General features: G+C 50.2%; 17 protein-coding genes. 9 read left to right on the top strand and 8 right to left on the bottom strand.

The window, feature by feature from the left end:
• The first annotated feature begins 58 nt into the window (after nucleotides 1-58).
• The 3 genes from cysQ to cysN are packed head-to-tail and all read left to right on the top strand — an operon-like array spanning nucleotide 59 to nucleotide 3,704.
• Nucleotides 59-838 carry a 3'(2'),5'-bisphosphate nucleotidase CysQ gene (gene cysQ / locus IDAT_RS10275; RefSeq protein WP_034733367.1) on the top strand — a complete coding sequence of 260 codons (780 nt, stop codon included), beginning with the start codon at nucleotides 59-61 and terminating at the stop codon, nucleotides 836-838.
• Nucleotides 835-1,779: a sulfate adenylyltransferase subunit CysD gene (gene cysD / locus IDAT_RS10280; RefSeq protein ID WP_280113586.1), complete on the top strand. Its 945-nt coding sequence runs from the start codon at nucleotides 835-837 to the stop codon at nucleotides 1,777-1,779. The genes cysQ and cysD overlap by 4 nt, the downstream gene beginning before the upstream one ends.
• A 17-nt stretch (nucleotides 1,780-1,796) precedes the next feature.
• Complete coding sequence (gene cysN, locus IDAT_RS10285) at nucleotides 1,797-3,704, top strand: sulfate adenylyltransferase subunit CysN (protein WP_034733368.1); 1,908 nt, start codon at nucleotides 1,797-1,799, stop codon at nucleotides 3,702-3,704.
• Here the strand turns inward: cysN and IDAT_RS10290 are convergent, their stop codons facing one another.
• From IDAT_RS10290 to IDAT_RS10315, 6 genes are all read right to left on the bottom strand, one after another.
• Nucleotides 3,705-5,093 carry a YfcC family protein gene (locus IDAT_RS10290; RefSeq protein WP_034733369.1) on the bottom strand — a complete coding sequence of 463 codons (1,389 nt, stop codon included), beginning with the start codon at nucleotides 5,091-5,093 and terminating at the stop codon, nucleotides 3,705-3,707.
• Complete coding sequence (locus tag IDAT_RS10295) at nucleotides 5,068-5,919, bottom strand: N-formylglutamate amidohydrolase (protein WP_244441642.1); 852 nt, start codon at nucleotides 5,917-5,919, stop codon at nucleotides 5,068-5,070. Before IDAT_RS10295 ends, IDAT_RS10290 begins: the two co-directional genes overlap by 26 nt.
• A 10-nt stretch (nucleotides 5,920-5,929) precedes the next feature.
• Nucleotides 5,930-8,653 (bottom strand): TonB-dependent receptor, encoded by a 2,724-nt coding sequence (locus tag IDAT_RS10300; RefSeq protein WP_034733370.1) that lies wholly within the window; start codon nucleotides 8,651-8,653, stop codon nucleotides 5,930-5,932.
• Between the two features lie 70 nt (nucleotides 8,654-8,723).
• Nucleotides 8,724-9,641 carry a LysR family transcriptional regulator gene (locus IDAT_RS10305; RefSeq protein ID WP_034733371.1) on the bottom strand — a complete coding sequence of 306 codons (918 nt, stop codon included), beginning with the start codon at nucleotides 9,639-9,641 and terminating at the stop codon, nucleotides 8,724-8,726.
• Nucleotides 9,641-9,835 (bottom strand): carbon storage regulator CsrA, encoded by a 195-nt coding sequence (gene csrA / locus IDAT_RS10310; protein ID WP_034733372.1) that lies wholly within the window; start codon nucleotides 9,833-9,835, stop codon nucleotides 9,641-9,643. Before csrA ends, IDAT_RS10305 begins: the two co-directional genes overlap by 1 nt.
• Nucleotides 9,836-9,972: 137 nt before the next feature.
• The gene (locus IDAT_RS10315) at nucleotides 9,973-10,200 is read right to left on the bottom strand and encodes a CopG family transcriptional regulator (RefSeq protein ID WP_034733373.1); all 228 of its coding nucleotides are present in this window, start codon (nucleotides 10,198-10,200) and stop codon (nucleotides 9,973-9,975) included.
• Between the two features lie 221 nt (nucleotides 10,201-10,421).
• On the opposite strand from IDAT_RS10315, the gene IDAT_RS10320 reads away from it, so the two are divergent.
• Complete coding sequence (locus IDAT_RS10320; RefSeq protein WP_034733374.1) at nucleotides 10,422-11,063, top strand: porin family protein; 642 nt, start codon at nucleotides 10,422-10,424, stop codon at nucleotides 11,061-11,063.
• Nucleotides 11,064-11,212: 149 nt separating this feature from the next.
• Here the strand turns inward: IDAT_RS10320 and IDAT_RS10325 are convergent, their stop codons facing one another.
• Nucleotides 11,213-11,869, bottom strand: a complete 657-nt coding sequence (locus tag IDAT_RS10325) for a hypothetical protein (RefSeq protein ID WP_034733375.1) — start codon at nucleotides 11,867-11,869, stop codon at nucleotides 11,213-11,215.
• 198 nt (nucleotides 11,870-12,067) lie between these two features.
• Between IDAT_RS10325 and IDAT_RS10330 the strand changes: the two genes are divergently transcribed.
• The 5 genes from IDAT_RS10330 to IDAT_RS10350 all read left to right on the top strand — a co-directional run bounded on the left by IDAT_RS10330 (nucleotide 12,068) and on the right by IDAT_RS10350 (nucleotide 19,383).
• Nucleotides 12,068-14,800: an ATP-dependent DNA helicase gene (locus IDAT_RS10330; protein WP_162178399.1), complete on the top strand. Its 2,733-nt coding sequence runs from the start codon at nucleotides 12,068-12,070 to the stop codon at nucleotides 14,798-14,800.
• Nucleotides 14,787-16,751, top strand: a complete 1,965-nt coding sequence (locus tag IDAT_RS10335; RefSeq protein ID WP_034733376.1) for a DUF7017 domain-containing protein — start codon at nucleotides 14,787-14,789, stop codon at nucleotides 16,749-16,751. Before IDAT_RS10330 ends, IDAT_RS10335 begins: the two co-directional genes overlap by 14 nt.
• Before the next feature lies 1 nt (nucleotide 16,752).
• Nucleotides 16,753-17,049, top strand: coding sequence for an SHOCT domain-containing protein (locus IDAT_RS10340; RefSeq protein WP_034733377.1), 297 nt, complete (start codon nucleotides 16,753-16,755; stop codon nucleotides 17,047-17,049).
• Nucleotides 17,050-17,305: 256 nt separating this feature from the next.
• Nucleotides 17,306-18,829, top strand: coding sequence for an ATP-dependent Clp protease proteolytic subunit (locus IDAT_RS10345; protein ID WP_034733378.1), 1,524 nt, complete (start codon nucleotides 17,306-17,308; stop codon nucleotides 18,827-18,829).
• A complete protein-coding gene (locus IDAT_RS10350; protein WP_051986723.1) occupies nucleotides 18,829-19,383 on the top strand; it encodes a hypothetical protein in 555 nt (184 codons plus the stop codon). Before IDAT_RS10345 ends, IDAT_RS10350 begins: the two co-directional genes overlap by 1 nt.
• 125 nt (nucleotides 19,384-19,508) lie before the next feature.
• On the opposite strand, the gene galE is transcribed toward IDAT_RS10350, so the two are convergent.
• Nucleotides 19,509-20,274 (bottom strand): UDP-glucose 4-epimerase GalE (gene galE / locus IDAT_RS10355; RefSeq protein ID WP_034733379.1); only part of this gene is annotated, 766 nt, incomplete at its 5' end.

Genomic DNA, 20,274 nt, shown 5'->3' on the forward strand with positions numbered 1-20,274 from the left:
TGAATGATGGTTGCACCCGTAGTAGAACTACGGGCTACATCCATTGCCGAGTACACCGATGCGAGTGAGTCGTGAAACGCTAACAGAAGTAGAAGCGCTAGCCCAAGCTGCGGGCGCTGCGATCATGCAGATTTATCATGCGCCCGATTTTGCTGCGCGGATTCAAGTGCAGACCAAGGGCGATGATAGCCCGCTGACCGAGGCTGATCTGGCAGCGCATCACATTATCACTGCGGGTTTGCAGCGGCTGAGCGACGCACAGCTCAGTGCGCTGCCGCAACTCTCAGAAGAATCCGCAGACATCCCTTGGCGTGAGCGCCGGCACTGGCAAACCTATTGGCTTATCGATCCGCTCGACGGCACCAAAGAGTTCATCAAACGCAACGGCGAGTTCACCGTCAACATCGCACTTATCCACAAAGGGCAGCCCCTACTCGGAGTCGTTGCGGCGCCTGCGCTGCAGACGATTTACAGCGGCGCCCGCGAAATTGGCGCTTACAAAGACGGTACGCCAATCGCGGCGCGCCAAGATAGCGCAGCGCCGACACTTAAAGTGGTCGGATCGCGCTCGCATCCGTCGCCAGATGTGCAGGATTATTTGGATAAACTAGGTAAGCCGTATGAACTGGTGCCGATGGGGAGTTCGCTGAAGTTGTGCTTAGTTGCCGAGAGCAAGGCGCACTTGTATCCGCGTTTAGGACCCACCAGCGAATGGGATACAGCGGCAGCACATGCGGTCGCGCTTGCCGCTGGTGCCGAAGTCACGACCCTCGATGGCGAAGCATTGCGTTATAACCAAAAAGAGTCGCTGCTGAACCCGTGGTTTTTGGTGCGATGACGGGCTACAATCGGGGCATCGATAACCACAATGATAAAGCGATGCGACTGACTCATTTGCAGCAACTGGAAGCCGAAGCGATTCACATCATGCGCGAGGTGGTGGCCGAGTGCCAGAATCCGGGTATGCTGTATTCGGTCGGCAAAGACAGTTCGGTGATGCTGCATTTGGCACGCAAAGCCTTTGCGCCGGGGCGCATTCCGTTTCCGTTGCTGCATGTCGATACCACTTGGAAATTCCAAGAGATGATCGCCTTTCGCGACGCCATGGCGCAAAAGCACGGCTTTAAGCTGCTGACCCACACTAATCCCGACGGCCTCGCACAAAACATTAATCCGTTCGAGCATGGCAGCGCCGTGCACACCGACATTATGAAAACCCAAGCGCTGAAGCAGGCGTTGAATCAGCATCAATTCGATGCAGTGTTCGGCGGCGCCCGCCGCGATGAAGAAAAATCACGCGCGAAAGAACGCATTTTTAGTTTTCGTGACGAGCAGCATCGCTGGGACCCGCGTAATCAGCGCCCCGAACTGTGGAATATTTACAACACGCGTATCAAGCCCAAGCAAAGCTTGCGGGTGTTTCCGCTGAGCAACTGGACCGAGCTGGATATTTGGCAGTACATCTATCAAGAAGGTATCGAGATCCCGCAGTTGTATTTTGCCGCCAAGCGTCCGGTAGTGGAGCGAAACGGCACCTTGATCATGGTCGACGATGAACGCATGCCGCTGGAACCGGGCGAACAACCGCAACACAAAATGGTGCGTTTTCGGACACTAGGCTGCTATCCGCTGACCGGAGCGATTGAGTCAACGGCGACGACACTGCCCGAAATCATTCAAGAAATGCTGCTCGCCACCACCTCGGAGCGCCAAGGTCGGGTGATTGACCACGACAGCAGTGGCTCAATGGAGAAAAAGAAAATGGAGGGGTACTTTTAACAGTACCGTGTTGCCGCATGAGCCATCAGTCACCGTTAATCGCTGAAAATATTGAAGAATACCTAAAGCAGCATGAACGCAAACAATTGCTAAGGTTCATCACCTGTGGCAGCGTCGACGACGGTAAGAGCACCTTAATCGGCCGCCTGCTGCACGACAGCAAACTCATTTACGAAGATCAGCTCGCCGCGCTGAAAAAGTCGCATAGCGATGCCGACGTCAACCTCGCCGACTTGGTCGATGGTCTGCAAGCGGAGCGCGAACAAGGCATTACTATTGATGTGGCGTACCGCTATTTCAGCACCGACAAGCGCAAATTTATTATCGCCGACACCCCCGGCCACGAGCAGTACACGCGCAATATGGCAACCGGCGCCAGCACCTGCGACCTCGCGATTATCCTCATCGACGCCGAAAAAGGCGTACAAACGCAGACGCGTCGCCACAGCTTCATTGTCAGCTTGCTCGGCATCAAACATGTGATTGTCGCCGTCAATAAAATGGACGCGGTAGCCTTCAGCCAAGCCCGCTACAAAGAAATCCAGCAACAGTACATTGAACTGGCTGGGGTGTTGAATATTCCCGACATCCATTTTGTGCCGATCAGTGCATTGCAGGGTGACAACGTAGTGCATAAAAGTGCACACACACCCTGGTTCCGCGGCCGCACCTTGATGCAGTACCTCGAAACACTGGAGATCCAACAGGCACAAGCCAATGATTTTCGCTTTAACGTGCAATGGGTGAATCGTCCCGACGCTTCATTTCGCGGCTATGCTGGCAGTATCGCCTCGGGCACGGTGAAACCGGGCGACACCATTCGCGTATTGCCTTCGGGCAAAGTGAGCACGGTCAAAGCGATTGCAACCTTCGATGGCGCATGCGCGCAAGCAGTGGCGCCACAAGCGGTGACGCTGACGCTGAATGACGAACTTGATATCAGTCGTGGCGACATGATCACCGACAAAGATGCGTTACCGCACATGTCGCGTCGGGTGCGCGCCAAAGTTGTCTGGCTGCATGAAGAAGCGCTGCAACCGCGCCGCGAATACGTCCTGAAAATGGGAACGCAAAGTGCTACAGCATGGTGCGAAAAAGTGCACTATCGGGTTGATATCAATACCTTAAAAGAAGTCGACGACAGCCAGCTAGGCTTGAACGAAATCGGCATGATCGACGTGCAAGCACTGCAACCTCTAGTGTTCGACCGCTACCAAAACAATCGGGCCACTGGCTCCTTTATTTTGATTGATAAGCTGAGCAATGCCACCGTTGCCGCTGGCATGGTGGCGCAGCCATTGAGCGACGCGGAAGAGGCCGTTGAGCCAGCGCGCGTCGGCCCGGTGACTTGGCAGTCGACCTCGGTCACCCGTGCTGAGCGTGCTTCGTTGAAACAGCAACAGCCAGTGGTATTGTGGTTCACAGGCTTATCTGGCGCCGGCAAATCGTCGATTGCTAATGCCGTTGAAGAGCGCTTGTTAGCATTGCACAAACACACTTACTTGCTTGATGGCGACAACGTACGCCACGGTCTCAACGCTGGATTAACCTTTAGCGAAGCCGACCGCATCGAAAATATTCGCCGTATTGGTGAGGTCGCAAAACTCATGGTCGACGCCGGCTTGATCGTGCTCACCGCCTTTATCTCGCCGCTGCGCGCCAACCGCGAATTTGTGCGCTCGCGCTTAGCCGCTGGCGAATTTGTCGAGATCTTCGTCGATACGCCGTTGGCCGTGTGTGAGCAGCGCGACGTTAAAGGCCTCTACGCCGCCGCCCGCAAAGGCGACATCGCCAACTTCACCGGCATCAGCTCGCCCTACGAGCCGCCCGCCGCCCCCGAGCTCACGCTCGACACCACCGCGTTAAGCGTCGATGACGCCGCCGAACGCGTCATCGCCTACCTGCGCGAGCATGGGTATTTGTGATCAAACACCCAAGCTAACAGCATAGGTCAGCATCAGCATGGCAAGGCCAATGAACACCAGGCAAAGCGGGAGAATAAACTTTGCCCATTGTGTCCATGGCACTTGTGCGGTTGCCAAATAAGCCAATAAAGTCCCTGACGTCGGCGTGATCATATTGGTAATACCGTTACCAAACAAAAATGCCAGCACTGTCGTTTGCGGACCCACCCCGGCCAACTGTCCGAGCGGCCCAAGAATCGGCATCGACACTGCCGCCTGACCTGAGGTTGACGGAATTAGAAAATCCAATCCCAACTGCGATACCAACATGCCCTGCGCTGCCAGCCACGAATTGTCCTCGCCAACAATACTGGTCAAACCGAAAATGACGCTATCCAGAATCTGCCCACGCTCGAGCGTCACGGCAATAGCAAAAGCCACGCCAATCAAGAAACTCGCCAGTAGAATTTTCTTCATCCCAGCGACAAAAGCGTCGGCTGCCCCACTGAGCCCCAACCCGCTCATGAACGCCAGAATCACGCTCAAGAACAAATAAAAGGCCGTCAGCTCTTCTTTGTTCCACTGCCATTGATTCGAGGCATACACCAAAAAGCCAATGCCACTTAACAGCACCAGCCACATCAGGGTGTGGCGTAAGCATAAAGGTTTAGCGTCAAAACTTACCACCAGATTTTCGCGCACCGCATGCTTTTTACTGTAGCGATGAATCACCAACAACATGAAGGCAATGCCAACCAAAGTAAAAATCATAAAGAACACGAAGCGCAGCCCTGCACCGCTAAAAATCGGTACGCCGACCAAGGGCTGCGCTATCGTTAAAGGTAATGGATTGGTGACCGAACTCAAATAGCCAGCTTTCACCGCCACTGTCACAATGCCAAGACCAATCAAGCGGGTCATACCGAGTCGCTCAGCCATCGCGACCATCAACGGAATAATCAATAGATATTCCGAAGCCAACCCCAAAAAGGTACTACCGGCGGCAAATACCAGCATCAGCGCCGGCACCAACACATACACATTGCCGCGGACCGAGCTAAGCAAACGCTCTAACCCTGCATCAACGGCGCCAGCTTGCTTTAAAATGCCGAACATTCCGCCAATGACCAACACCATAAAAATCAGGCCAGCACCGCGTTCGAGACCTTCCGGAATGGCCAAAAACAACTCCGATAGGCTCACTGGGGCAGCGCCATTCTCAACCGCAGAAACACGCCAAATATTGCTGACACCGGCGTCTTTTTCGAGCACTGTATAACTGCCCGGCACCACCAAGCGGCCGTCGCGTGCATAGCTACCCGAATCAACCAAATAGGTCAGCAAGCCGGCCAGCAGCAAGATGCCGAGCAGCACCACTAACGGATTACGTGTTTGCTTTGATGTACTCAAGAATTGCCTCCGTTACTTGCGCCAACGCTTGTTGCAGTTGCGCAAAATTCGCTGATTTTTCAAATTCAGCCTCATGCATGTAAAGCGCACGATTCAATTCAATTTGAATGCTGTGTACACCGTTAGCCGGAGCACCATAGCGCCGCACGATATAGCCGCCTTGATACGGATGGTTCAGCGCCACACGCAAGCCAAGGCGTTCGAACTCGGTCGCGACCATTTGCGTGAAATCGCTCGATGCCGTTGTGCCACATGCATCACTGACCACCACATCAGGGCGCGCAACACCGGCATCAATATTCATCGCATTGCCGGTCGACTTCATCGAGTGGCAATCGACGTGCCAGACACTACCGAACTCGGCATGCAAAACTTGCAGTCGTTCGGCCAAGGCCTCGTGATAAGGTTGATAGTACTCGGCAATCCGTTGTTGCACGTCAGCGACGGTTAGCGGCGCAGAATACATAGGAACTTCCGGTAAAGCTAAGCGCCGAATAAGTCCCATCCCGCGCCCACTGTATGGCGTAGGGCTCAACTCGCCGGGCCAAGGCGCGGCCAATAGTGCTGCGTCAATATCTGTCGCAGCACGGTTAGGGTCAATATACATGCGCGAAAAATTCGCCGCCAACAAAGTTGCTCCTTTGCCCACACTGGGTTGCCAAAGCTCGTCAACAAACGCATCCCAGCCCGTTTTCAGTTGCGCATCGCTAACTGCTAACAAAGGGTGCGCTGGAAACCGACAACTACTATGGGGTGAATCGAACACCAACGGCAGTGATTGCCCCGTGGGGGGCAATCTCATGGTAAAAGCTTTTTCGTTAAGCACCCGGCGCTCCTTAGAAGTTATAAGTCAACTGGGTGTAGTAGAAGCGGCCAATCGCGTTGTACGTATTGATATCAAAGTTGATATTCAAGTTGGTACGACTGGTTGGCGGCTGCTTATCGCCAATGTTGTTCACTCCAAACTTGGCGCGTAAGCCATTACCAAAATCGTATCCTGCCGAAGCCGAGTGATAAACCACTGAGCCGATATGATAGTCCTGTCCTTCAAACGTTTCAGTGGTATCACCAATATGGCGCCAGCTGTAACTTGCCGACCAATCGTCTTGCGACCACTGCAATTGGAAGTTGCTACGTAATTCAGGGAACGCCTCACGCGAGCGCGCAATGCCAACCAAATCAACCACACGTTCGGAGCCGTCAGCGAGCGTGCTGGCTTCTTCAAATTCGTTGAGGTACGACACATTTAAGGTCATGTCAAAACGTCCGTGCTGATTATCAAACCGATAATTCGCCAGCAAATCGAGACCACTGGTGGTGGTGCTGTTCAGGTTGACCGGGCCATCGACAATATTCACCAACTCACCGCTGCTGTTGCGGGTGATCACGCCACAGTTACGGCCAGTGTTGGCACACAAGTTCACCAGATTCTGCGCGCCGAAGGTACTGATGGTGTCAGTTACTTCGATATCGTAGTAGTCAAGACTGACACTGAAGCCCTCAATAGCTTCCGGTGTCCACACCATACCGATATTGAAGTTGTCAGAGGTTTCTGGTTGCAGATCTGGGTTGCCGCCTACCGTCACTGGTTCTTGCGAATCGGCTTGCACATATCCAGACGGAACACCTTGGCAGCCCGGCAGCCCAGTATTGCCTGAGCACGGGTCATTAACCGGCGCAAAAGTCGCGCGTTGACCTTCAAACAATTCAAGAATACTCGGTGCCCGGAAACCTTCCGCCCAATTGCTGCGGAACATGACATCATCATTCACGCGCCACAACACACCAACTTTGGTGTTCGTCGTGCTGCCAAACGTTGAATAATCACTGAAACGCGCCGCTAAATTCAGCTCTAAGTCTTGCGCGAGCGCCGCATCGGTTAACAAGGGTACGGTGGCCTCAGCGTATGCCTCATAGAGGTCGTATTCGCCGTTCGTGCCGTCGCGTGGCGCCGAGCTGGTGGCACGATAGCTATTTACCCGTGGGTCCGAGTTGATGTATGAATCTGGCGTATCAATGCCTTCTTCTTTGCGATATTCCAAGCCCGTTGCGACGAGGATTTCACCGGCATCCAGTTGCGCAATCGGCCCACTGAAGTTAATGCGGGCATGGGTTTGCCGCGATTCGTTTTGATCACGCCCTTGAAAACGAATGTAGTCCGCCATCTCCGCCGTGAGCGGATTAAATAGATTGACTGGCGTACAACCTGCGGCCAAATCGCTGACATCAGCCGCAATGCCGCTGGTGTCACAAGCACGCAAACCAAGTGCCAAACGGTCGAGATCAAGCTGGTTGTTACTGACGAATTCGGCTTTATTGCGCGCATAGCTGGCAAACGCATCCCAGGTCCAGGTAGCACCAACATAGCCGTCGAAGCCAATCCCAAAGCGCATGGTATCAACGTCTTGCGCGTTGACGCGCGGACCGACTTCATCAAAGAAATTCAGCACGCGGAAGTCACTGCCAGAGAACTCTACGCCAAACGGGTTAACGCGCGCATCGTTGGCAATCACAAAGCCTCGACTCCCCTGAATCACCGGCGGCGCTGGGCTAAATTGCTGGTCCGATTTACGATTGTTGTACATGGCTTCAATACGCATCGTAACGTCTTGAAACGGCTGTACCCATTGCGCATAAACCGCTGTCCGTTCGAGCGGACCCACCACGTAGTTATTGTCCCAACGATTGTACTGGTCATCGCCAGTGGCAGCTCGCCAATTGTCTGGATTACTGCCATCGACACTTGGGTCACGGGTAATGCCACCGCTTTCGTAGTAAGGCAAATAAGCCAGATCGGCCTCGCGGAAAATGCCTTGCGCAGTACCTGCCGCCAAACCATTCAAAGGTACCCGAGTTAGCGCGCGATCCTGACTGTAAATGGGCTCTTGGTCAGCGTAGCTTAGCGCTACCATTAAATTGCTCGCGCCAATATCGACGCCATGGAGCAAATCGAAATTCATTGATTCACGGTCGCCTTCGCTGGCTTGACCATAATAGGCCTTGGCTTGGGTGCCAACATAGTCTTTGTAGGTTTGAATGTTGACCACACCGGCAATGGCATCCGCGCCATAAATCGCGGTCGCACCGTCTTGCAGCACTTCGACGCTCTGCACAATTGCACTAGGAATGGTATTTAAATCAACAAAGTCACGGAAACCACGCGTACCCGCGCCATTGACCCAACGGTTGCCGTTGACCAAGACTAAGGCGCGGTTTTCGCCCAGGTTACGTAAGTTAATGGTGCTCGAACCGTGAGAAGTCCCTGCGGTACCGTTGCCATTTAAACTGGCACCGACCGATGGCAGTTCTTGTAAGATTTCGCCTAGGGTTAACGCACCGCGGATTTGCAAATCTTCTTGATCGACCACCTGAATCGGTGCGCCAGACTCTTCACGCCGCGCAATGCGCGAGCCGGTAACGGTGATTTTTTCTTGTGCTTGCGGCTGTTCCGCTTGTTCAGTTGCTTGCTCTTGCGCCAGCACTGGCGCGGTTAACGCGGCCGAGAGTGCTAGCGCAATACTACTTGCTACGAGCGTCTTCATAAAAATAGGGTTGTTCATGATGCGTCTCCGCAGTTAGTTATACGTTGTTTTTGTTACGACGCAGGCAAGCTAACAAAGAGCGAAAACACTATGCAATCTTATCTGTTTTTGTGATTAGGGTATGCAGTTTTGTAATGGAGTATTCCATAAATCGCTGAGTTAGGAGTGACATAGGCGCATGTTTAGAGGTAATAAAACCGTATTCAATCGGGATTTCAGGAGCAAACGGACGTAATACCAGGTCTTGGTCGAGGTACTGCTGTGCCAGAGCACCATTCACAATCGCGATACCCAAACCACGTTTAGCGAACGCACAAGCTGTAGCCACATTGTGCGTATCGATTTTCGGCCGTAGCGACAGGTTATGGTCCCGAAATGCCTGCTCAATTTGACCGCGAGAAGTCCGGCCTTTACCGAGCAGGATCAGTTGCGCATTGGACAGGTCGCTTGGCGTTAACTGAGGGAGTTGCGCGAGCGGATGATCCTGCGCCAACGCGCACATCATCTGACTTTGAAACACCGGCGTTGCATTCAAGCCAGGATGACGCTCGGGCAACTGAATAAAGCCGCAATCGAACGCACGATGAGCAACCAATTCGCGCGTTGAATCAGGACTTCGCGAATCTAGATTAATGGTCACATTCGGATGCAGGCGCATAAACTCAGCTACGACGTCGGCAAGCAAACCCGCGACAAAGCTGACTGGCGCCACCACTTTTAGCGAGCCAATGCTGGTATTTTTGATGTTGTGCGCCAATTGCGCAAGGCGTTCGATGCTGCCGAGTGCGACCTCAGCTTCATTACTTAAAGCGTGCGCTTCTTCGGTTGGTATCAAACGCCCATGCTCACGATAAAACAGTGAAAACCCAACGAAATCCTCAAAGCCGGCTAGTAAACGACTGACCGCAGGTTGGGTGAGCTCCAACTGTGCCGCGGCAGCCGTTGTCGAACCGGTGCGCATAACTGTTTGAAAGGCTTCGAGTGATTTCAGACTGAGCTTTTTCATTATGTCTCTAGCGCATCTGTGGCGCTTTGCTTCTCCTGCAACACCCGCTGATACACCTCTTCGCGATGCACCGATACATCTTTCGGTGCTTCTACGCCAATCCGAATTTGATTACCGGAGACTTTAAGAATTGTGATTTTGACGTCGTCGCCGATCATCAGAGTTTCGCCAACGCGGCGTGAGAGAATAAGCATGAGTGTCGTCCTATGACTGAAAAACTTTAGATTACTCAATCGTCAGCAAATTACTAGTGCCTTACAACGAAATCCGACTTGTCGCACAGCGGCAGGCTACGATTTACGTTGGTAAACGTGTTTGCGGTGGGCAATCTTTACAACGGTGACGAGCTATCCGCCAGTAGCGCTTCGTAACTCATCGTTGGCTCGGCAATACGTTCATCAAATGCGGCAAGATCTTCCTGGTCTTCAGTTAACGCAGCACGCACGGCATCGTTTACTAACTCAGACACAGAGCGATCGGTATGCGCAGCTTTCAGCCGCAATGCAGCGTGTAACTGAGGATCAAAATAGATGGTCGAGCGCTTGGTAGATTCGTTCACAATGACCTCGGTAAGGTTCTCAACGGAACGTTATAGCATTGTAGCGTTAAAACGCTAAATAGGTAGTCCGTAGTTCTGCTGCGAGCTACATTTAGCCATAGTCTGCTGAAACAGTTTTTTGCAATCTGCTACTTCTCAAATCGCAAGCTCGATGGCAAACTAGCGCCGTCAACAATGTGTTGACATGAAGTGTTTAAAATTCAAACATAAGGGATAGTTTGATGAATTCTGTAGTAAAACTGACATTACCTGCACTAACTTTACTTTCTACCATTCCTTTTACCGCTCAGGCGCAAGATCAAGCCTCTCAGAAGCCCAACTTTGACTATGCTGAGCTGAGTTACACCAAAGTTGACTTTGACGGTGAGAAAGTCGACGGCTTCATGTTCGAACTTGAGAAATCGTTTGGCGATAACTGGTTTTCCAGCTTTGATTACATAACTGCGTCTGACGAATACTCAGACCGTATAAATGGCATCATGGTCGATGCCGAAGCTGACCTAAGCCTATCATTTGCGAACGTGGGCTACCGCTTTCCAACAACAGATACAACTAGCATGTATGTGGAAGCAGGTTTTGCGAATATCGCACTAGATGCAACCGTTGCTGCATACGGCAGTGTTGAAACCATCGATGAGAGCGATTCAGGCTGGAACGTAGCGGTTGGTGTGCGCTCTGCTTTGACTCCGGCGTTCCAAGTGGATTTGAAAGCGCGCCATATCGATATTAGTGACACCACCGATCGCGAAATCAGCATCGAAGGTCGCTACTTTATCAACGACAAATTCAGTGTAAGTGCGAACTACGCAAGCTTCAAAGACGACCTCAGCTACTTTGGCGTTGGTGCTGCTTATCACTTCTAAATCTGCACTTAATTACTAACGCAGCAACCTCCCACTCCCCACAACGCGCAGCCCTTGCTCGTCAAGGCTGCAGCCCCTAAAAAGGGCAGCCCTTCCTACGGAGGTGGGAGGTGCTTTAAATGCATGCTGCCCCGCAGTAGAAGTACGGGCTACTTTTCGGTTTGGTCCATGGTCTCGGGATTAGGAATGAGGCCGATGAAGCGCGCCAAACTCAGCAGCGTCATAAACAAGCCAATCACGGCTTGGGCGATAACGATAGTGTAGGCCAGCACACTTAGCGGCGTCACATTGTAGAAGCCGAAGCTGGTCATCACCACGAAGCTAGTATAGACCGCGCCGAACACGCTCTCGTTGGAGCCAGGCACAGTAAAGTCGAAAATCTGGCTGAAAAACGCGTATTGTGCCGCGAACCAGAAAATAATCTCGAAGTAGTTCTGCATTAACAGCAAAATCATGCGTCTGTAGCCATGCAAAGCGTACGAACGCCCTGCTTTTTTCGCGCGATATTCGTCGAACAGCAGCACGTTCATTTGATAAACGACCACCTCAAACACCCGCAAAAATGCGTAGCCAGCAATCACTCCACCGACCCACACGCTCGGCACATAAATCACCAGCGGCACCGCCGCCACCGACAGAAACACATGGCTCAACGCCCACGCATCGACAAATCGTCCGGTACGTGCGCCTTTGAAAACCTTGCGAATAAGATTAAAAACCGAGACTTTGCCGAGCCAACGGAAGACCGTCTCCCAAAAGTCGACAATAAACGTAGGTTTCGGAGTCTGTTTTTCTTGTTCTGTCACGCCTGTCGCCTCATTACGCGTTGATTCTGCATAAATTACCGTAATGTGGGTCGTAGTTCTACTGCGGGTCTATTATGCGTACACCGCGGAACACATGCTCACAACACAATCAATCTAAACTTGAATGTTGGCATGTTGTTTCAAAAGCGTTAATGTAAGAAATTAAAACAACAAGCATATTTCAATATGGTGAGCACATTGAGTGAGACTACTCTCAATTTCGAGTTTTTGCGGAGAAATCATCCAGAACTCCATAAGCACATGATCAAAGCTGAAAAGTTTGTTCATTCTGAACCGACGGTATGTATTATCAAGTTACGTTGCTTTGCTGAAATGCTTGTTGCAGATATCCTCAAAAAATTCCACATCGACGTTGAGGAAACGGATAACTTTTATCAACGTCTCACAAATTCCGATTTCTCAGAAGTAGTTGAACATTCAATAATTAAAAAACTGCACGCCATAAGAGTCAAAGGCAATAAAGCAGCACACGGTAGTGAGTTAAACGAAGCAGATTCAAAGTGGTTGTTAAAAGAAGCCTTTCTTGTTGCGAGCTGGTATGTCTTAACGACACGGGAATTGGTTGATAGTGAACTCCCTAATTTTCAGCTCCCTCCCCCCTCTCAGCCTGATAACACAAGCGATGATTCGTCGGAACGAGCATTAAGCGCAGCCAAAGCTGAATTAAAAGCTTTGGAAGAACAACATAAAAAAACCCAGCAAGAGTTGTCCGAAACTCGTGATGAACTGCGACAAAAAAGAGACTTGTTTTCCAGCAGAAGCAAAGCTGTAATTGGACGAATGTCTTTAGAAGACCAAACAACGCGAGCCAATTTAAAACTCACCGATCATTTTAGTGAGTATTCTCTTACAGCCGACCAAACTAACCTTGTCCGTGCATTGGAGGATTTCATCGCCGGTAAATCGACCAATACTTTCTTACTTCGTGGTTACGCTGGCACAGGTAAAACATTCATCATTAAAGGGTTAACTGAGTATTTACGGTTAATCGGCAGGAACTTTGTGGTTGCAGCGCCGACTGGGAAAGCTGCAAAAGTAATCAACAAAAAGGCAAATGTTGATGCTTACACAATCCATCGCACCATTTACTCCATGCGCGACATCAAACAATACAAAGAAGAAGAGCTTGATGGATCAGAAACGTACAAATTCTATGCGGATCTGACGCCTAACGAATACTCAGCCGATACCATTTTTATAGTCGACGAAGCTTCAATGATCGCTGACTGTTATCAGGAGTCTGAATTTTTTAGGTTCGGTAGCGGGTTTCTTCTTTCTGATCTGATGAAATTTGTGAATATCGACCATAATGACCATCAGAAGAAAATGATTTTCATCGGTGATAATGCTCAGTTACCGCCGGTAGGTATGAACCGTTCGCCAGCTCTCGACATGGACTATTTGGGGACAAAATTCAATCTCTCCTGCGCTGATTACGAACTCGTAGAAATAGTTCGGCAAAGAGAAGGTAGCGGTGTCTTGGCCAATGCATCAATGCTTCGCCAACAACTTGAAGCGCACGATTACTCAAAACTCGATTTTGATACATCCGCCCCTAATGTTGATCATATTGAATACAGTGAGTTTATTACGCGTTATCTTGAGTTGAATGGTACTGCTGTCAGCGACGATACAATGGTGGTGTGTGGCTCTAATTCAGATGTCGCAGATTTTAATCAACGCATTCGTGAAGAGCTCTTCCCTGATTGCACAGAACTGCAACCAAAAGAGAAATTGTTGGTTGTACAGAACACTGAGATCGATGGTCAGTTTATTTCTAACGGTGAGTTTATATATGTCACCAACGTCAGCAGCAAACATGAAGCACGCACGATTCCGCTGAAACGAAAAAAATCAGACGGTTCCGTTGAGGTTACGCAAGTACCACTGCAATTTCGTCGAATCGAATTTGCACTTCGAGATGAGGCTGGGCTAGTCCTACGGTTTGAAAAGTTAATCATCGAAAGTTTGCTATTCAGTAAAGAAGGCACGCTAACATCAGACGAGAACAAAGCGCTTTATGTCGACTTCTGTATGCGACGACCGGAATTAAAGCAGGGGAGTCTGGAATTTAAAAATCACCTGCGCAGCGATCCCTACTTCAACGCCTTGCGCGTCAAGTTCGGGTACGCTATCACAGCTCACAAAGCTCAAGGTAGCGAGTGGCGGAATGTGTTCGTAAAATGTTCCGCACCGCAATTCAGTAGTTTAACGGAAGGCTATTTCCGCTGGCTATACACTGCAATTACGCGTACCTCTGAAAAGCTTCTGCTGCTGGATGAGCCTCACATCAAGGTTGGAACAGGAATTAAAAAAGTCGGGGCCAACATCACTGACCTGGAAAGCCAATTAGAAGCTCTAAAACACAAGTCAGAAACAATCATTAAATCGTTTGGTGCTAACATTGAAAGTGTTCAACATTTACAGTTTTTAGAACGTTTTCATATTCAATTAAACGAAGGACATACGGGATCTATTGACCTTTATTACAACAAAAATGGCGAAGTGACACGCGTCCGGTTGTTGCGCGGCGAGAACACTTTTGCTCCACTCGTTAAGGCATTAGAAGGTTTGCAATTTGCAAACATCAATGCGGGCGCAGACGACATCGAATCCTACCAATTCGATCAGCCGTTTCTTAGGGATTTCCACGACAGACTGAGTGAATTGGTTACCCCTTTACCCGTTCATATCACAAATCTAAAATCGTTGAGCTTTGAACAACGATACACGCTCGCCGATGATGAAGGTGGCACAATAACACTAAAATTCTATTACAACGGCAAGCGAAGATTTACAAAGTTTGATGCCCTGCCGAATTTCAGTATAAATCCTGAACTCAAAAATCAGCTCATGAATGCTATAGAACAGGGCTTTGGTGACGATGGTGGCATCAATGGTGTTCATTAGTAAACCGAGTACGGTAAATTCACGAAGTAACGACTTTTCAAGCAAACGAGTGTTTGAGTTGAGAAGAAACGGCGATCTTGATGACGCTTATCATCTTGCTCGCGAGCTGTATTCGAAAACCCCCAGTGATCCTTGGGTTCAACGCGCAATTCTATGGTGCTTGATAGATTACTGTAAGCTTGCAGCAAAACAGAACAATCAAGCTTCTCTTGATGAATATCTTCAGCTGATTTCCGATATTCCAGTTCCGGAAGACGATGACATCATCAAAGAAAATCTTCAACGTATAACTTCACTGAGAGACCCCACAAAACAATTAGCTTTGCAGGCAAGAGCTGCTAGCGACCGAGAGGATTTTCTGGAGGCCATCAGGTTGCTAAAAGAAGCGGTTAAGTTAAATCCAGACGACTCTTATTTGCGAGAGCAACTTGGTTGGAACTTTTATCGTCAAGCTAAGTTTTTGCTTGGCAAAGGCAAGCAAGGCTTGTCACCTACAAAGTCGCTGTTAGTACAATATTTGCACTTGGGCGTAACCACGCCGTCACGACTTCACTCTTTGATACTCGACCTCGCCTACAAATTAGCAAAAACCAGCGACAACCCTCAAGAATTTAATTTAGCTAAGTTTATGAATTTATGGGGCCTCGATAATTTCCAGGGAGAGGACTTCGAAGCCAACGAATACAACGGCAATACTTATGAACCCCTCGTTGAAAAAACGACAAGGCTAGCGCTGAAACATGCAATTTCAACTCAAGATAGACAATTTATAGAGCTCAGCCTACCACTCGTTGACAAAGCCATTGAACACTCAGCAGATCCGTTGTGGTTATATTGGATGAAAGCGAAAGCGCTGGCAGTTGTCGAGCGCTTCAACAAGGCTCAGCAAGCTTTAATCCCCGTCATTAAGGCGAAAACGAGCGAGTATTGGGTCTGGGAGTTTCTCGGCGATACTCACAAAAACGATGATATTGAGCTCGCTATATCTTGTTATTGCAAAGCACTGAGCTGTAATCCTCAGGATATGTATGCGTCAAATCTGAGAATAAAGCTGGCTCAACTGTTGCTTTCGATATCAGAGTATTCAGCGGCCAAATATGAGATTGAGCGAGTACGCAAATTTCTCAATGAATCCGGGAAAGAGCTTAGTAACGACGTTGAGTTGCTGACCCAATCTGCGGATTATCTATCGGCTGTAACTAAGAACAATAATTCAGCATTCTATCAAGAGATGTCGGCACAAGCAGAAGACTTCATTTTTGCGGATCTACCATGGGAGAGCGCATGTATTGGGGAAACATTCAGCCTCCCTAAAACGCCGCACAAAAAAAGAACCACCATTTATACTTTGTTGGCTGGAGCACCCCGTCCAATTAGTCTGTCTTTACCGTCTCAATCACCGGAACTAACAGGTTTTAAATGCGGTGACTCAGTAGCCATCAAAGTGCAAACCGCAGCAGAAAATACACTCAAAATACTGAAAGTACAAAAGCGACAAAGCGACGAAGCTTTCGATATCTTTCATGAGGAAATAGGTATTGTTGACCATGTTAACAGCCATAAATCGCTGGTTCATATTACAGTCTCTAAAGGTGTTGACTTTACCGTTCGTGAAAATGAGTTGCGCGAGCCACTCCGCTTGGGCGATCTGGTAAGCGTTAAATTAGCTCAATCAATTGGAAAACGAGGAAGCTCATTTCGTGCCGCACAGATTGAGAAAAGCAACGCATCTATCGATAGCTGCAAAGCTATTCAACATTTCGATGGCGAATGCACGATTACCGACAACGGTTTTGGTTTTGTCGATGATGATGTATTTCTGCCACCCGATATCGTCAAAAAGTTCCAGCTTCACGATGGCGACCGGTTGAGCGGTTACGCCGTTGTAAATTTCAACCCCAAAAAACAAACATGGGGTCTCAAAGCTTTTCGCATCGAGGGGCGGCGATAACATGGAAAACTTCGACGAATACCAACGCCTGACCGAGGCTCGCAATTGGCGCGCAATCAGCGCACTCAATCGAGTTGTGCACGATACTTTTGGCACGCGCAAAGAAATTGAGGCGCTGGCGGATTTGGCGAATAAATGGTTACGCTATCGCGAGCAGAGCGCGGCTGTTCCGCAGAACAGAGTGACTTCCAGTGATCCGATTGAACTTCTGGAAAGACTAGCCAATTTAAAAGCGAAAGGCGCACTGTCAGACGAAGAGTTTCAACGGGCAAAAGAGAAGATTTTGGCAAAGTTCTAACAAGATTGCATCGCCGTTTTCCGCTTCTATATCGATTCTGGTATAGCGCAAAAAGCTTGCTACTTCAGCATAACTACCCCCACCTTCCCACAACGCGCACGCCGCTCCAGCTGCGGCTTCCGCTATAAAAAAGGGCAGCCCTTTCTGCGGGGTGGTGAATGCGTGCTACGCCGCACTAGAAGTACGGGCTACGGGAGGGTATATTCGGCTTTGAGGTTTGCACGACAACATAAAAACAAAAAGAGAGCGAAGGGATATGGCGGGGAAAGGGAATTATTTTGTGCGGCATTGGCGCGGGGAGTTGCCGCTGGCGGTGTCGTTCTGGGTGAATGTGGTGCTGCTGAATTTTGTCGGAGCGTTCGTCATCAACCTGTTTTGGTATGCAGGCAGCTTCGATGGGATGCCATGGCAAACTACTCAGAAAATGCTGGTGGGCACTATCGCTGTGGGGCTCATCATTGGTGCGTGGCAAATTGTGGGCACCTGGAGTAGCGCGACGCGTTATCGTGAGAACGGTGGCAAGGGCTTTATCGCGGGGCTAGTGAAAGTGCTCATGGGGTTTGGGGCGCTGTCGCTGTCTAGCAATATTATGCTGACGCTTGAAGAACTCAACGTGCGCCATGAAAATGCGAGTGAGCAGAACTTCGTTGTCAAAGTCTCGGATAACAAAGAGATCATGACGATTTCCGGTGAGATTGGTGTGACGATTTCCGACGTGGTCATCAGCACTCTCGAGCAGCATCCCAATTTAAAAACCGTCATTCTTAACAGCCACGGTGGCGACCTGGATGAAACCTTCAGGATCATCGATGCGCTCGAAACTTACCAGGCCAACAGACGTCCGCTGAACACCTATGTGCACGAACACTGTGCCTCAGCCTGCACCATCATTTACGTGAGCGGGGCGAAGCGGCTGCTGCATGTCGACGCCAAGCTTGGTTTTCATCAATTTCAGATGTACGCGGCAAACTCATCTACGACGCAAAATATTGCTCGCCTGAACAGCAAAGTAAGTGATTACTTCGAGCAGCAAGGCGTGCTCAAGCGCTTCACTCGCGTCATGTTCCAAGCTGACGCAGATGACATGTGGTATCCCGACAAACAGGAGCTTCTCGACACCTATGTGGTGCATGAGGTGATTTCGGAAGAGTCGGTGGCAAAGCGGAATGCGATGAAGGCAGCTGCCGCGAATTCGCCCGATTACATGAGCATCATCAAGCGCACGGTGCCAGCTAAGTACGAAGAGTTGATAGAACTGCTTGATGCAATCCCTCAAAACGAAGACTATTTTACGAACGTTGAGATAATCTCTCGAGACTTCATCTCACAACTGCGCGCAGATGCCCTGCTTCGTATCGACGATTTACTAGTAATGAAAACGCTCATGCGCGAAATACGCATGTATGGCGCGATGAACACATCGAGCCCCGAGCTATGCATGCAATCACTTTATCCTTGGGAATATGGTTATCCAACCTACGAGAACGTGATGCTCTTTCAGAACGAGGATGAGCTGGTCGCAGAGGTGGACGAGATTTTTACGCAAGCATTTCAGCGCGATTACGTTGCCGTCGACGCAGCACAAGGACAAGCTGACCTAGATATGATAATCGCCGCCATGGGGGGTACTGCGGATGCTCTCACGCCTCCCGAAGCCACTCTCGAAGGTTATCAAGCGCATTGTGAGGCGGTCGTCGAATTTTACGAACTCATTTACGACACACTGCCAATCCAACGCGCCGCAAATCTCACTCGGTATTTACTGACGGATGACAACTAATGCAATCACTTGAAGTCGTTCTAAACCCATTAGACTGGGACGGTGTATCCGCTATCGCATCTATATTGATGCTTTTCATCAACCTATTCTTGCTGATTTCAATCATTTTCGCCTACCGAACGATTAAAGAGGAGGTTAAAAACAGGGACAGCAGCCTGCTCATTTGGTCGATGGAAGAAATGACGAAAATTAAACCCGATATTCGTTTGATTTCCAACGCTGGTGATTATGCATCTGGTGAATTAGGAGCTAAAAACCACAAAGTTAAATGGTCGGACGATGAACTTGCTGCCGCTCAACGAGTAAGCGTGACCATGCAACGGTTATCCTATTTGGCTGAGGCTGAACTTATCAGCAAAGAGCATTTTTCGAATATGTGGGCCCCGATGTTTACCGACGCATGGACAAAGCTTGAGCCTTACATTCAACACAAGCGGCACGCGAAAGGCGAGCCACTTAGTCTCGCTGACGGAGCTTACAGCCGAAAAGATTTTGAGCGGTTTGCGCAGTATTGTGCACAGATAAAAAGCGCTAGCTCTGCCCAAACGAGCTAAATCCACCCCCAAACTCTAACAACGCGCACGCCTTGCCAGCTGCGGCTTCCGCTATAAAAAAGGGCAGCCCTTTCTGCGGTGGTGAGATTAGCGGTGAATGCGCTGCCCCGCAGTAGAACTGCGGGCTACGATTTATCGTAGCCGTCAGGGTTTTGCGATTGCCAGCGCCAGGTGTCGCGCAGCATGGCGTCGAGCGAGAGCTCGGCGCGCCAACCGAGGCGCTCAAGGGCGTAGGCTGGGTCGGCGTAACATTGGGCGATGTCGCCAGGGCGACGTGCAACGACGCGAAATGGTACGGTACGACCTGAGGCGGCTTCGAACGCGCGAATCATCTCCAGCACGGACACACCGCTACCGGTGCCCAAATTCACCGCATCGAAGCCTGGACGCATGTGCTCTAGCGCAGCAAGGTGCCCGCGCGCCAAGTCGACCACATGAATGTAGTCGCGCACACCGGTGCCATCGGGCGTCGGGTAATCATCGCCATACACGCTTAACTCCTCGAGTTTGCCGACCGCCACTTGCGCAATATACGGCACCAAATTGTTAGGAATGCCATTCGGATTTTCGCCAATCAAGCCCGACGCATGGGCACCGACCGGGTTAAAGTAACGCAATACAGTGACCGACCAGTCAGGGTCGGCGATACAGAGGTCGGCAAGTAGGCGCTCGACCATATACTTTGAGGTGCCGTACGGGTTGGTGGTGCTGCCCGTAGGAAAGTCTTCGCGGATGGGCACACTCGCTGGGTCGCCATACACCGTAGCCGATGACGAGAACACGATGCGCTTCACACCGAACTCGCTCATGACTTCGCACAGGCTCACGGTGCCACTGAAATTGTTGCGGTAGTACATCAGCGGTGTTACCAACGGAGTAAAATTGATCCAC

It is taken from the genome of Pseudidiomarina atlantica, assembly GCF_000753735.1.
GTDB lineage: Bacteria > Pseudomonadota > Gammaproteobacteria > Enterobacterales > Alteromonadaceae > Pseudidiomarina > Pseudidiomarina atlantica.

What these genes read in the sequence shown, in the direction of transcription:
- cysQ (WP_034733367.1), top strand. Translation starts at nt 59, where the DNA reads ATGCGAGTGAGTCGTGAAACGCTAACAGAAGTAGAAGCGCTAGCCCAA.
- cysD (WP_280113586.1), top strand. Translation starts at nt 835, where the DNA reads ATGACGGGCTACAATCGGGGCATCGATAACCACAATGATAAAGCGATG.
- cysN (WP_034733368.1), top strand. Translation starts at nt 1,797, where the DNA reads ATGAGCCATCAGTCACCGTTAATCGCTGAAAATATTGAAGAATACCTA.
- IDAT_RS10300 (WP_034733370.1), bottom strand. Translation starts at nt 8,653, where the DNA reads ATGAACAACCCTATTTTTATGAAGACGCTCGTAGCAAGTAGTATTGCG.
- IDAT_RS10305 (WP_034733371.1), bottom strand. Translation starts at nt 9,641, where the DNA reads ATGAAAAAGCTCAGTCTGAAATCACTCGAAGCCTTTCAAACAGTTATG.
- csrA (WP_034733372.1), bottom strand. Translation starts at nt 9,835, where the DNA reads ATGCTTATTCTCTCACGCCGCGTTGGCGAAACTCTGATGATCGGCGAC.
- IDAT_RS10320 (WP_034733374.1), top strand. Translation starts at nt 10,422, where the DNA reads ATGAATTCTGTAGTAAAACTGACATTACCTGCACTAACTTTACTTTCT.
- IDAT_RS10335 (WP_034733376.1), top strand. Translation starts at nt 14,787, where the DNA reads ATGGTGTTCATTAGTAAACCGAGTACGGTAAATTCACGAAGTAACGAC.
- IDAT_RS10340 (WP_034733377.1), top strand. Translation starts at nt 16,753, where the DNA reads ATGGAAAACTTCGACGAATACCAACGCCTGACCGAGGCTCGCAATTGG.
- IDAT_RS10345 (WP_034733378.1), top strand. Translation starts at nt 17,306, where the DNA reads ATGGCGGGGAAAGGGAATTATTTTGTGCGGCATTGGCGCGGGGAGTTG.
- IDAT_RS10350 (WP_051986723.1), top strand. Translation starts at nt 18,829, where the DNA reads ATGCAATCACTTGAAGTCGTTCTAAACCCATTAGACTGGGACGGTGTA.